This window comes from Thalassospira sp. TSL5-1 (assembly GCF_001907695.1).
Classification (GTDB): domain Bacteria; phylum Pseudomonadota; class Alphaproteobacteria; order Rhodospirillales; family Thalassospiraceae; genus Thalassospira.
In genome coordinates, this window is record NZ_KV880637.1 from 1381700 (window position 1) to 1393961 (window position 12262).

The 12262-nt window shown below is 55.1% G+C and carries 10 protein-coding genes; 3 read left to right on the plus strand and 7 right to left on the minus strand.

Annotated features, from left to right (window positions below):
* Positions 1–88 precede the first annotated feature (88 nt).
* Positions 89–2530 carry a tetratricopeptide repeat protein gene (locus LF95_RS06540; RefSeq protein ID WP_252509675.1) on the plus strand — a complete coding sequence of 814 codons (2442 nt, stop codon included), beginning with the start codon at positions 89–91 and terminating at the stop codon, positions 2528–2530.
* Positions 2531–2584: 54 nt separating this feature from the next.
* Here LF95_RS06540 and LF95_RS06545 read toward each other — a convergent pair whose 3' ends face one another.
* From LF95_RS06545 to LF95_RS06560, 3 genes are all read right to left on the minus strand, one after another.
* Positions 2585–3085 carry a universal stress protein gene (locus LF95_RS06545; RefSeq protein WP_073954199.1) on the minus strand — a complete coding sequence of 167 codons (501 nt, stop codon included), beginning with the start codon at positions 3083–3085 and terminating at the stop codon, positions 2585–2587.
* 210 nt (positions 3086–3295) lie between these two features.
* Positions 3296–4120 carry a TIGR02186 family protein gene (locus LF95_RS06555; RefSeq protein WP_252509676.1) on the minus strand — a complete coding sequence of 275 codons (825 nt, stop codon included), beginning with the start codon at positions 4118–4120 and terminating at the stop codon, positions 3296–3298.
* Positions 4120–5043: a sulfite exporter TauE/SafE family protein gene (locus tag LF95_RS06560; RefSeq protein ID WP_073954895.1), complete on the minus strand. Its 924-nt coding sequence runs from the start codon at positions 5041–5043 to the stop codon at positions 4120–4122. The genes LF95_RS06555 and LF95_RS06560 overlap by 1 nt, the downstream gene beginning before the upstream one ends.
* A gap of 138 nt (positions 5044–5181) precedes the next feature.
* Here LF95_RS06560 and LF95_RS06565 point away from each other — a divergent pair, with 138 nt between their 5' ends.
* Both LF95_RS06565 and LF95_RS06570 read left to right on the plus strand, forming a co-directional pair.
* Positions 5182–5433, plus strand: coding sequence for a sulfurtransferase TusA family protein (locus LF95_RS06565; RefSeq protein ID WP_073954201.1), 252 nt, complete (start codon positions 5182–5184; stop codon positions 5431–5433).
* Positions 5434–5453: 20 nt separating this feature from the next.
* Positions 5454–5933: a GNAT family N-acetyltransferase gene (locus tag LF95_RS06570; protein WP_073954202.1), complete on the plus strand. Its 480-nt coding sequence runs from the start codon at positions 5454–5456 to the stop codon at positions 5931–5933.
* A 24-nt stretch (positions 5934–5957) separates the two neighbouring features.
* Here LF95_RS06570 and LF95_RS06575 read toward each other — a convergent pair whose 3' ends face one another.
* The 4 genes from LF95_RS06575 to LF95_RS06590 form a co-directional block, all read right to left on the minus strand.
* The gene (locus tag LF95_RS06575; protein WP_073954203.1) at positions 5958–7313 is read right to left on the minus strand and encodes a DUF2336 domain-containing protein; all 1356 of its coding nucleotides are present in this window, start codon (positions 7311–7313) and stop codon (positions 5958–5960) included.
* Between the two features lie 16 nt (positions 7314–7329).
* Positions 7330–9315, minus strand: coding sequence for a sensor domain-containing diguanylate cyclase (locus tag LF95_RS06580; RefSeq protein ID WP_083607536.1), 1986 nt, complete (start codon positions 9313–9315; stop codon positions 7330–7332).
* Positions 9312–11303, minus strand: a complete 1992-nt coding sequence (locus LF95_RS06585; protein ID WP_073954204.1) for a sensor domain-containing phosphodiesterase — start codon at positions 11301–11303, stop codon at positions 9312–9314. The genes LF95_RS06580 and LF95_RS06585 overlap by 4 nt, the downstream gene beginning before the upstream one ends.
* A 150-nt stretch (positions 11304–11453) precedes the next feature.
* Positions 11454–12149 (minus strand): GGDEF domain-containing protein, encoded by a 696-nt coding sequence (locus LF95_RS06590; RefSeq protein WP_073954205.1) that lies wholly within the window; start codon positions 12147–12149, stop codon positions 11454–11456.
* Positions 12150–12262: the final 113 nt, after the last annotated feature.

Here is a 12262-nt window from a genome sequence, read left to right on the forward strand (position 1 = left end):
TGGCAGGTCGCCTTTTGTTTGATTGTCCCTGTTTGAATTGCGTGGTTTGTTAACGCTTGCTGGTTATTGTTCGCGCATGAATATCGAAATGCGTTCTGATCGAATGGTTGAAAATTCGTTGTCTGAGCTGGGCGAGATGTTTTATTCAGCCCTCGACCTGTTCGAGGCTGGTCATTTCGCGGAGGCCGAAGATGCCTGCCGCATGTTGACGCTTGCCTATCCGCAAGCGGTTGAGCCCATGCACCTTGCCGGTTTGGTGGCGTTGAAACAGGGCCGGTTTGATATTGCGGCCGAACGCATGGGCCGTGCCGCCATTGCCGATGCCAGCAATGCCGAAATCCAGCATGACCATGCCCGCGCCCTGAAGGCGGCGGGTAAAAACCGCGATGCCATTGGCGCGTTTAAACGCGCGATTCGCCTGTGTCCGGACTCGGCGGCCCTGTATTGTAATCTTGCCAATACCTATCGCGACCTTGGCGATCTTGACCATGCGCGCGAAAATTACGAAACCGCGCTGGAGCTGGCCCCCGATAGTGCCGATATCCACGCCAATTACGCCGCCTGCCTGCGCGATTGTGGTGATTTGGAAAAGGCCGAAGCCGAATGCCGCCATGCCCTGTCTTTGTGTGACGATATCGTCATGGCGCTGGTATTGCTGGGCCAGATATTGCTTGATCAGGGGCGCACGGTGGCCGCCAGTGATGCGCTGATGCGGGCATTGCGCTTGTCGCCGGGCCATAAAAAGGCCTTGACCGCCTATGGTGAAGCGCTGTTTCGCCTGGGGCAGTTTGCCGGGGCGCTGCATTGTTTGCGTCAGGTTCTGGCCCTGGACCCCGATGCCGAAATTGCCCGGCGGACCCTGGCCTTGCTGAATTTGCGGACCGGGCAGGGGACGGAAGCCATTGCCGCCCTTGAACCTCTTTTGCGCCATTACCCCAATGACCCGGAATTGTTGCTGATGATGGGCGAAGGCTTAAGCCTTTCGGGACGTCATAACGAGGCGGTCGAACGTTTTGGTGCCGCGATCGGGGCCGGGGGCGGTGACGATGCGGTTTTCCGCCTGGCAGTTGAACTTTCCGAGCAAACCGACGCCGAAATGGCGCACGAGGTTTTGCAAAAGACCATTGATCGCAAAATTCGCAATGGCGAAGATGCAACTCTGTTTCGCACGGCCCGGCGGCTGTTATTTTCGCCGGTTCCGGTCGATATTAACGCCCAGAATGATGAAGTCGTTCGTGACATTGTCGAAGATGCCATTTTATCTGACGATGAGAATGGCACCACCCCGGTTCCCGGCCGGATAGACCCGGTGACATTAACCCGGTTTCCGCCGGTCTGGCGTGCCGCCCTGCGCCCGCAGGGGGATGACCAGTTGCGGGCTGTTGGCCGCTATTGGGAGCAACTGGCCGCTGATGCTGATGTGCCATCGGTGCGTGATGCCACCTCGACAAAGGGTCGCAAGGTGCGGCTGGGCATTGTATCGGCCAATATGTGCAATAATGGCATCGGCCGCTGGATTGCCGGTTTTGTCGCCGCCCTGGACCGGGACAGGTTTGATATTACCGTGGTGCGCCCGCCTTTGGGTGAAGATGATATTACATCGCGCATTGATGCCAATGCCGACCTGGTGGTGCGCCTGCCGCTGGATCCCAAACATTCGGCCCGGGTTATTACCGGCCTTGAATTTGATGTGCTGCATTATGTCGATGCCCAGGCCGATGCTTATACCATGTTATTGGCAAGCTGGCGGCTGGCCCCGCTGCAAGTGGCCGGGGGTGGCATTGCCGCGACAACCGGGCTTGCAAATATTGACTATCATTTCGTTGCCGATGACTGGGAAGCTGCAGGCGGGGAAAGCCGATATAGTGAAACACTGGTGCGGTTGCCAGGCCTGTTTGTAAATGGCGAGGCCCCCAATGTGCCCGATAACACCACCCGCGACCTGCAACGCCAGTGGCGCATTGACGAGGACCGCAACAGTTATTTGTGCCCGCAACCGCTTGATGTTTTAAGTGCGGATTTTGACCCGCTGATTGCCGAAATTCTGCGCCTGGATGAAACAGCGGAATTGTTGCTGATTGCTCCGGCCCGCGATGCCTGGGATGCGGCATGGGGGCGGCGTTTTGCCATCAGTCATGGCGATGTGGCCGGGCGGATGCGCTTTGTCAATGTGCGCAACCGGGCCGAAATGCTATCGCTTTTGGGTGCGGTGGATGTGGTGCTGGAAAGCCCGGCCTGGAACGATGCGATGCTGGGCTTTGACTGTTTGGGGCTGGGTGTGCCGCTGGTAACATTACCGGGCAAGGAAGCCCGCACCCGGCGGAGCCATACCTGTTATCGGCAAATTTCGGTTTTTGACTGTGTGGCCTATAATTCGGCTGATTATGTCGAAACAGCCCTGACACTGGCAACCGATAAACGCCGCCGTTCGGTTATTGCCCAGGCCATTCGTAACCGGTCACATGTCTTGTTCGGGCAGCAGGAATCGTTTGATGCCTACATGGATTTCCTGGAACAGAAAACGGCCTGACTTTTGTAAGCAGGCCGTTTTAAGACATGTTGGATTGTCAGATCAAACGGCGGATTAGCTTAGGGCGTCTATATCGGCATCGGACAGGGCCGCAGGCACAATAGTAAGTGGCAAGCGCAACTGGCCGACCACGTCGCTTTTGGTCAGGGCCGTAATCAATGGTCCGGGGCCTTCATTATTTGCACTGGCGGCCAGCACCAGAATGGAAATTTGTTCTTCTTCCAGCACGGAAAGAAGCTCGTCCTTGATGCGCCCTTCGCGAATGAACAGCAGTGGCATAAAACCGGTTTGTTCGTGCACGTAACCTGCCAGTTCATTAATACGGTTTTCGGCATTTTCGCGGGCTTCTTCCTGCATCAGGTCGCCAACGGCCATCCAGTGCTGGAATTCGGCGGGTTCGATCACACTCAGCAGTGCAACCCGGCCACCGGTATGCTGGGCACGGCGGCAGGCATAGCGCAATGCCTTGGTCATTTCGTCGCTGTCATCGACGACCACCAGAAATGTTCGGTTATTTGAACTCAGCAGTTCCCGATCAGCGTTAGTGGAGTTCATGTGGTTCCTGCCCTGTTTAGATGGAGGCGGTCGCGGCGCGGCATTGCCATGTTGCGACCTGTCTTTCTATTGTGTTTGCCAAATTGTGCCGCATGCGGCGGGCAATATCCAAGCCCTTTTTGCATGAAATGCTGCATGGCGGCCTGCAAAAAATGCGATTCACACAACCAGTGCGCGTGTTTTTTGGCGGATATCGTAGCAAAAACGGTGTTAGTTTTTGCGGAAAATAACGCTGGCAAGCCAGCCGGCAAAACCGGCAATAATCACGGCAATAATGCCATAAAGGGCGGAATAACGGTGGGCGAAATCATAAACTTCGGCACTGACGCCGGTTTTGGAAACCACCAGCGGGGTGCTTTTGATGCTGGCAATTTTGCCGTCCCGGATCAGGTACACATCAATCACATAGGTGCCGGTTGGCGTGTTGGCAGGAAAATGAATGTCGGTGCGAAACAGCTGGTTTGACAAAAAGCTGATTTTGGCCGGTTTGTCATTATACAGCCCGGCATATTCCATATTGCGCAACAAGGCCTCCCGATACAGGCTGTCATCGGTGTCTTCACCCTGCATTGTGGTGACAAAACGCTGGTTTTGCAGCCCGATATGGCGCGAGGCAAACAGCCTGTCATTGGCAATCAGTTCAATGGGCCTGCTTGCTGCTGTGGCATAGTAGGTGGGGACATTGCGCACATAGGCACTTTGGGAATTGATCCAGATGCCCAATTTGCGTTCCTTGCGGCGCACAACCATGTCGCGTTCCGGTCCACGCACGGTGATAACGACATCGCCCTTGGTTTCAATGGCCCCGAACAATAAGACGTCGGTGCCGGTAAAACCGGTGCTGATCGCAACCAGATGGTTCGACAGGTCCACCACCAGCGGGTCGGCCTTGGCTGGTTTGATGTCCAGCGCAGCCCAGGCAAGGATCAATAGGCAGGCCATGAAAACGGGCAGGCGGGGCGCATCGGGCACGGATTTTTTGGTGGCGGCAGTGTTGAAAAACGGACAGGGAATATTATGACGGGGCTTCATCATTACAGGTTCCCCGGCGCAACGGAAAACAGGTCGTTGGGGGTAATGACAAGATCAAGCGCAAGTTTGATACATACGGCCAGCACCAGGGCGGCCAGCCCGGCACGCAGATATTCCGCCTTGATGCGTGCGCCAAAGCGCGCGCCAAATTGCGCGCCGACAACCGCACCGGCCACCAGCAACAGGGCCAGAGCAATATCAACGGTGTGCGTTTGGATCGATTGCAGGATGGTGACGTTGGCCGAAACAAAAATGATTTGAAACAGCGACGTGCCGATGACGACACTGGTGGGCATGCCCAGAATGTAAATCATGGCCGGAACCATGACAAACCCGCCACCAACCCCCATCAAGGCGGTTAGCAGGCCAACAAAAAAACCGACCAGAAGTGGCAAAAGCGCGCTGACATAAAGCCCGGAGCGGTAAAACCGGACCTTGAGCGGCAGGCGGTGAAAAAAGCCGTGCTGGTGTTTTTTGGTGCGGCGAACCTGGCCGCTTTTGCGCCGGGTTCGGAAAATGGCGCGCGAGGCCTCGATCATCATCATGCCGCCAATCGTGCCAAGAAAAACGACATAACACAGCGAAATGACCAGATCGATTTGCCCAAGAGAACGCAGCCAGGCAAAAACACCCACACCGGATGACGAGCCGACAAGACCGCCCACCAGCAGGACCAGCCCCATTTTGACATCCACATTGCCGCGTCGCCAATGCACAATCACCCCGGAAAGGGATGAGGCAACAATCTGGTTGGCGGCTGTTGCCACCGAAACCGCAGGCGGAATGCCAAAAAAGATCAGAAGGGGGGTTATCAAAAATCCACCCCCCACGCCGAAGAGTCCGGACACAAATCCGACACCGCCGCCGAGACCCAAAATAAGCAGAACATTTACCGACATCTCGGCGATAGGCAGATAGATTTGCATTTCGGCAGCACAGGCGTGAGCGTTTGATTGATTATTTGTGGTCAGTCTAACATATTGTGCAAATGCAACAATCGCCAAATCATCAATGACGTCATTTGTCGTGATTGATGTGCAGATTATAATGTTGAAGGAAAAGCCATGACAGCTTCAGCCGGTGAACCTTTCAGCCTGGTTCTGGATGCGCGCGGGTTGATGTGCCCGATGCCGGTTTTAAAAACCAAAAAGGCATTGCGCGATGTTCCGCCGGGCGGTGTCCTCAAGGTGATGGCAACTGACCCGGGCTCTGTCGCGGACATGAAGGCATTTTGCGATATGACAGGCAATATCCTGCTGGCCTCTCTTGTGGAGGGGGATGTTTTTGTTTACCACATTGAGCATCGCCAGAAATAACGGGACTGTTTGGAATATCAATGGCTTCACAAAATATTACGTGGTGGCGCGGCACGTTTGACGAAATGTCGCTGTACCAGTTGCATGACCTTTTGATGCTGCGCCAGCAGATTTTTATCATCGAACAAAATTGTATTTTCCCGGAAATTGATGGCCTGGACCCGCTGTCCATTCATGTGCTGGGCATGATGGATGGCAAGGTTGTCGCCGCAACCCGCATTGTCCCCGCCGGGATTGACCCCGAGCATGGCCAGCAGGGCAATGACCCTGCCATTGGCCGCGTTGTGGCGTCGGCAAATCTGCGCGGGCAGGGGGTTGGCCGTGAGATCATGAAACAGTCGATCCTGGCCTGCGAAGAACAGTTTGCCGGCCTCGGTATTTTCCTGAATGCCCAGCATCATCTGGAAAAGTTTTATGGTGCCCTTGGCTTCGTTCAGGAAGGGGAACCGTTTGACGAGGACGGTATTCCCCATATTTCCATGCGCCGCCCGGCAGCCTGAACATTCACGCTGCCCGGCAAAGGGTTAGCGTAGCCCGACAGTCGCCATGCCGGTGAAAAATTCAAGCTGCCAAAGCATGTCGTCCTCGCTTAGGGGGTAAGCATTGCCTGAACGCGGGTTAAGGGCCTGCCCCGGCGGAACATGCCCCAGCTTGACCTGTATTTTTACCGCAAGGTCGGCTGGCAACCCGGCCTTCCAAGCCAGCGAAACCACCCCCTTGGCGGAATGGGTGTTGAGCACCTTTGCAACTGCTTCAGGTGGGATGCCAGCCCGCACGGCAAGGGCGGCACGGGCAAATTTGACATCGTTTTCCGTCATGGCGCTGGCAATGTGGGCATCGGTCAGCTTGCCTTTGGCATGCAGGTCGATAGCCATTTGATAGGCCTCGTCCTGGGTCATGCCGGATTGATCATCATCCGGTGCGGCATTTTTTTTGTCGGCGGATTTTTTGTTGGTGTTCTTTTCGTCTTTGACAGGATGTTCGGTAAATTCTCCGGCCTCGATCCGTCGTTCGACAACCTTGCGCACCAGGGCAAGCTGGTCATCTTTCAGGTCTTTGCGCCGTTCCAAAACCGAAATCAGGTTCTGTGCGACAAAGCGCGCCAGTTTACCCGCGGCCGAGGGGCCAAGTTTCGGGCGTTTTACCAAAGGTTCATGCCATTCTTCAATGTCCGGGGCGCGATCAATAAGCTGATCAAGGGTTTCTTCGCGAATCTGGGCGGAACGGTTGCCTAAAAGATGCGAAATGGCATCCTTATCAGTTGATGCGGCAATGGCATCGGACAGCCGTTCGTTCAGGTTCCGGCGTTGGGAAACAAAGCTTAGCGCGCCAGACCCGGTATTGTTTTCAATAATTTCCAGCAGGTCCATTTCGCTCAGGACCGGGGAATATTGCAAAATCGGCCCACAAACGACGGTTTCGGTATCGCGGGCCAGTTTGGCAATGATCGGCTGGGGCGCCTGGATAAATTCTTTCAGGGTTTCGGCAATAACCTGACGCACCTGAATGGCCTGGTCACGGGCCAGTTTTTCCAGCGCCTGATAGGTCATGCGCCGTAATTTGTCGGTTTCGTTGTCGGTCAGGCCATCGGCCAGATTGGCGATTTTCTGGGCCAGCGTGCCGCGAACATCGTCGTCCTTGTCATCGGTCAGCAGCAGGTCGGCCTGAACCGGTGTTGCCTCGTTTTCGGCAACGCGGCGGCGCACGGAGGCATCGGCGTCATTGGCGAGAAAATACAGAATTTCCGGTCGCGTATCGTGGCGTTGAGCAAGGGTCCCGCGCACATTGGCGGCCGGGCTGGCCGCCATGTTCTTAGCTTCTTCATAGGAAATCGGCGTTTCCTTGCGCCGCGTAAACACACGCTGCAAAAAACCCTTCATCGGGCAGGCTCCCTAGTCATTTTTTTGCCGGCATATGAATGCCGACTGGTTCGGCAATGGCGTAGCTGCCCTTGCCGTGTTTCTTGACCTGATACATCGTGTCGTCTGCACGTTGTACGAGGTCATCGATTGTTTCGGTTTCGTGGGTTTCATGGACGGCAATGCCCAGTGAAATGCCCAAAGGCCGGTCTTCACGGCCCGAAAAGGGTCGCAGGCTGGCACTTGCTGCAATCAGGTCTTTGGCACGATTTTCGGCAGCGGATCGATCGGTCCGATCCAGCCAGAGAACAAATTCATCCCCGCCCAGCCGTGCTACCAGGTCGCCAGGGCGGGTATTGTCCTGCAACATGCGGCTTAAGGTCAAAATGGCTTCATCACCGCGCTGGTGCCCGTGAATATCGTTGACCAGCTTGAAATTGTCCATATCGACATACATCAGGGCTGCGGGGGCTGGCTGCTTTAAAAGCCGGTCGTAACGCCGTTTCAGCTCGTCAAAAAATGCCCGGCGGTTCAAAAGTCCGGTCATGCCGTCTGTGCGTGACAGAGTGACGATACGATCGTGATTATCCGCCTGTTCGATGGCAATGCCGATCTGGTCGGCCACATCGTCCATGATGGCGCGTTCGCCTTCGTTGGGCAGGGGATTTTCGCGCTCGAACAAAAAAGCGACAGCGCCGTTAATCCGGTGGTGATAATGACAACGGCGAATTTTGATCCAGTAGTCACCATGCTCGATTTCCTGATTATCGGTATCGGCAGGAAGCTGGCTGAGGATTTCGGCGGCGACCTTTTTGTGAATATCCTCGCCGGTGCTGGCAACGTCCTTCATTTTACCGTTCTGTGTATCGCAATCGGGACGGAAAATGATGCAGGCGGTACAGGCAAGTGCACGCGAACTGGCGCTGGCGGCGGTGCGTAAAACTTCGGTCGGGTCAATTTCATCACGCATGGCACGCACGATATAGGTAATCAGTCGGTCACGGTTTCGGGCGTTGGCAATTTCGGTTTCGTGCCGGCGCTGTTCGGTTATGTCGTGGGCCAGGCCGCGCGCGCCACTCCATTGGCCGTCGCGGTTAATGACCGGCGTTGCCGAAACCGACAGGCAGGCACTGCTGCCATTGGCACGGTAGAACCAGATCGGCACGTCGCGCACAGGGCGTGTGGTGCGAAATACCTGTTCGGCCTCCTGGTCGTTTTTTTCGATCATGAAATCGACTGGCAGGCGGCCCAACAGGGCCTTGGCCTGATAATCCATTGCGCCACGCGGGGAGACAAAAACAAACTGGCCGTTTTCATCGGTTTCCCAGGCAAAGGCTGATGATACTTCGACAATGTCGCGATAGCGCTGGCGTGAATCAATCAGGGCTTCGCGCAGATTGCGATCCATCGATACATCGCGTGGCAGCAGCAAAATGAAATCATCGTGCATTGGCAGGGCGGTCAGCTCGAGTGTTGCCGTGCCGCGCTGCACTTCGAAGGTCAAAAGCTGGACAACGCCGCCGGGGGTTTCCAGGGCGCGTGCAACCAGTGCGATGATTTCGGGAAACAGGCCTTCGCGAATGCCATCAGCAAAACCCATTGCATTTTTGTTGGCAAAAAGCGGTGTGCCATCAGCGCGCATCACCATCACTGGCGCTTCGGCCTGGGCCATTGTTGTGGGGTTTAGCTCAAAGCGCAGGGCGCTTTGGTCAACATCGCCGGCATCGTGATGGTTCAGTGTGCCACTAATTGCGGCTTCACGACGTTCGATCAGGTCGTTGGGTTGTGCCTCGCCTGGCGAGGCGGCAACGGCATCATCTGGTTTGTTGCTGCGATCTGCCGGTATGGCAGAGAGCGCAGAATTTGAAGAAGTAGCAGAAGCTGAAGATGGCAGGTCATCCGGGTTTTCGCCAATCTTGCGGGCGGCTTCGGCCAGTTCCGCGTCGATATTTGTTTTTTCGCGGGCGATTGCCACCTTTTCGTTTGGTGATTTTTTAATACGGTCAATCAGACGCGAAATCATCGGCGGTCTCCTGCAGACGAAGAGGCAGTTGGTGCGGCCGTGGGGGCAGCGCTGCGGCGGTTTTTCGGGGCGTGGCCGATGGCTTCGGGATGACCAAGATGATAGCCCTGTCCGAAATCTATTCCCAGGTCGCGAAGAGTGGTGAAGGTGTCCATATCATGGATCATTTCGGCGATGGTCAGAATATTCAGATCATGACACAGCGAGGCGGTTGCCTTTAAAAAAGCCCGGCCTTTGGGGGTCGCCAGCGCGGTTTGCATCGCCCGCCCGTCAAATTTGATCACATCCACATCCAGTGCGCTCAGATATTCGAAATTTGCCGCCCCCGCGCCAAAATCATCCAGACATACCATATGGCCCCGCACGCGCAGCTTTTGTAGGGTCTTGTTGACCTGATGCAAATTGGTGATGCGTGCCGTTTCGGTGACTTCAAAATAAACCAGGGCCGGGTCAATGGCGAAATCACCTAAAACATCCAGCAGGGCTGTGTCAAAGTCGGGTTGTTCCAGGGAATGCCCCGAAAGATTGATGGCAATATGAATACCGGCCGGGCAGGCGTTGGATTGCATATATTCAAGCACCTTGCGCGACATCGCCAGGTCGAATTCGGTAATAAGGCCGGTGCCTTCGGCGAAATGGATGATCTGGTCAATTGCAATGGTATCGTCGGTGCCGGTAAAGCGGGCCAGGGCCTCGTAATGATGGATTTTTTCATCATTCAGGCCGACAATCGGCTGTAAAGCGATAGCAAAGGAGCCGTTTTTAACGATTTCGCGAAAGGCGCGCACTGATTTCATGGTTTCCTGAATCAGTCCGGGCAGGCTGGCGGAAAGTTTTTCGGCGCTGACATCATCGGGATGATCGCGGCGGGAATGCAACCGGTTAAGGGCATAGGCCACAGCACGGGTCAGATTGGTGGCAAAAATGTCGCCCGCAACGGTTTGCTGATGATGAACAGCACGGGCAACTTCGTAATCCGGCCCCTCAAAAACCGGTTTGTCTATGCCGTTTTCCGTCTGGAAGGCTGTCAAAGAGGACGCCAGTGCCGCATCGTCAAGCGTATCAAGGGCGTTAAGCGCGGCCAGCGTGTTTTCATCAATGGCGAAATTTTGCGGGTCATATTCCGAATGTGGATTGTCGGCATTTATGTTCCCCCCCGCAGTGTTTTGACGGGCGGCAAAGGCCGGGTCGTCGCTGCGAAGTGCGCTGGCATAGGCAACAATGCGGCGTTCAAGCTCGATCATGGGTTCATGTATGCCAGCTGCATTTTGCGCATCGCGGTTTGCATCCCCATTGCGGCTGCGTTCGCGGATCATGGCGGCCAGTTCGTTTGCTGCTCTGGTTTCGGCCCGACTGCGCGCCGCAGCAAGGTTTTCAAGCACGATTAAGGCGTGGTTGTGATGGCCGGGTGTAGTGTCGGTATGTGCGGTTTCGCGCGGTGCTGTTTGGCTGGAATTGGCAAAGTGTGTGGTGGCCGCTTCAGGCAGCGTTTTTTCGCCAGTATTTGTTATTTTGGTTGTGCCGGGCAAACGACTGCGTCCCGCAATGCCCTGCTGCAATATCAGGCGGTCAATGCCCAAGCGGGCGCGTGGGCGTGCCGGGCGATGGCGAATTGCCAGAAAATACCGGGCAATCGGGTCCGATATCAAATACCCGCTGATCGATACCGGTAAAACGCCAGGCATGGATGGTTCTGTATTTGCGGGCAGCTTAAACTCGATGTCGAGTTCTTCGAGGCGTTTAACACCGTTATCGCCATGCAGGTAAGCGCGCAGCAAAGGGCGCTCGGCCGGGATAACAAGATGTTCCAGTGCTTCGCCTACCAAACGTTCCGGTGGGCAGCCCAGCAGGCTTTTGATGGCACCGGCGGCAAAAATGACATGGCCATTTTCGTCCACTTCCAGCAGCATATCGGCCCAGCAAAACGCCATTGCAGCCAGAAGGTCGCGGTCAGTTTCGCCAAATTCTGCCGAGAAATGTTCCGTCATTCAGGGGGTGCCACGCTATTCTTGTGAGGGTTACAGAGGAGATGGAATGTGCCGCTTATCATCTCCAATAGTATAAATAGCGTTTATTTTGGCGATAATGAAGGAAAAGCGGAAAAAATACCGGTTGGGGGTGTATTATATGGTCCCGTTCTAACCGGTTTGGGGCAAAAAGACATCGGCACAGGAGGATTTTGAATTTCGGGTGTTATGCTTTTCCCGATACATTTCAAGATCTGCACTGTGCAAAACATCTTTTAGATGAGCCTGCTGGTTGCACTTTTCCGCACCGAAGCTGGCCTGAATGTGAATGTGTGTCTTATGCCACAAGACCGGATTATCGGCCAGCGACGCTTTGATGTTGCGAATAAATGTTTCGGCATCGGCAAAGCCGGACGACCATATCGCAATGGCAAATTCGTCCCCGCCCAAACGCGCGGCAAAACCCGGTTCGGGCAGGTGTTTTTGGATCAAGCGGGCAAAGTGGCGCAAGACCGCATCGCCGGCAGCGTGCCCGTATTGGTCATTGGTGTGTTTAAATCCGTCAAGATCGGCAATGACGATATACAAATCTGTCTGCTGCGGGACGTTGTTTTTGGCGTTTTTGTTGAACAGCTTGCGAAACCCGCGCCGGTTTGAAAGGCCTGTCAGTTCATCGGTTTCGGCAAGGTTCTCCAGTTGACGGACCCGGATTTCGGATTTTTCCAATTGGTCGCGCAGGGAACGGATGAGGGTGAGAAGCGTTGCAAGTTCATGGGTCAGCCCGGTATCATCGGCAGAAACGGGCGCAGGGCGCGTTTTTGCCGCCTTGATCAGCGATTGCAGAAGCGGAAGGTCTAAATCCTTCATGTTGATCTATCGCTAGTTTCTTGCAATGACACGGGACGGTGAAACAGGTAAATAATGCAATCAGAAGTGATGATTAACAGGCTGTCGGTTACAAGAGTCTTAACAAATTCTTT

Excerpts from the sequence above, each read along its gene's own strand:
- LF95_RS06540 (WP_252509675.1), top strand. The coding sequence starts at position 89 with ATGCGTTCTGATCGAATGGTTGAAAATTCGTTGTCTGAGCTGGGCGAG.
- LF95_RS06545 (WP_073954199.1), bottom strand. The coding sequence starts at position 3,085 with ATGAACTCCACTAACGCTGATCGGGAACTGCTGAGTTCAAATAACCGA.
- LF95_RS06555 (WP_252509676.1), bottom strand. The coding sequence starts at position 4,120 with ATGATGAAGCCCCGTCATAATATTCCCTGTCCGTTTTTCAACACTGCC.
- LF95_RS06560 (WP_073954895.1), bottom strand. The coding sequence starts at position 5,043 with ATGCAAATCTATCTGCCTATCGCCGAGATGTCGGTAAATGTTCTGCTT.
- LF95_RS06565 (WP_073954201.1), top strand. The coding sequence starts at position 5,182 with ATGACAGCTTCAGCCGGTGAACCTTTCAGCCTGGTTCTGGATGCGCGC.
- LF95_RS06570 (WP_073954202.1), top strand. The coding sequence starts at position 5,454 with ATGGCTTCACAAAATATTACGTGGTGGCGCGGCACGTTTGACGAAATG.
- LF95_RS06575 (WP_073954203.1), bottom strand. The coding sequence starts at position 7,313 with ATGAAGGGTTTTTTGCAGCGTGTGTTTACGCGGCGCAAGGAAACGCCG.
- LF95_RS06580 (WP_083607536.1), bottom strand. The coding sequence starts at position 9,315 with ATGATTTCGCGTCTGATTGACCGTATTAAAAAATCACCAAACGAAAAG.
- LF95_RS06585 (WP_073954204.1), bottom strand. The coding sequence starts at position 11,303 with ATGACGGAACATTTCTCGGCAGAATTTGGCGAAACTGACCGCGACCTT.
- LF95_RS06590 (WP_073954205.1), bottom strand. The coding sequence starts at position 12,149 with ATGAAGGATTTAGACCTTCCGCTTCTGCAATCGCTGATCAAGGCGGCA.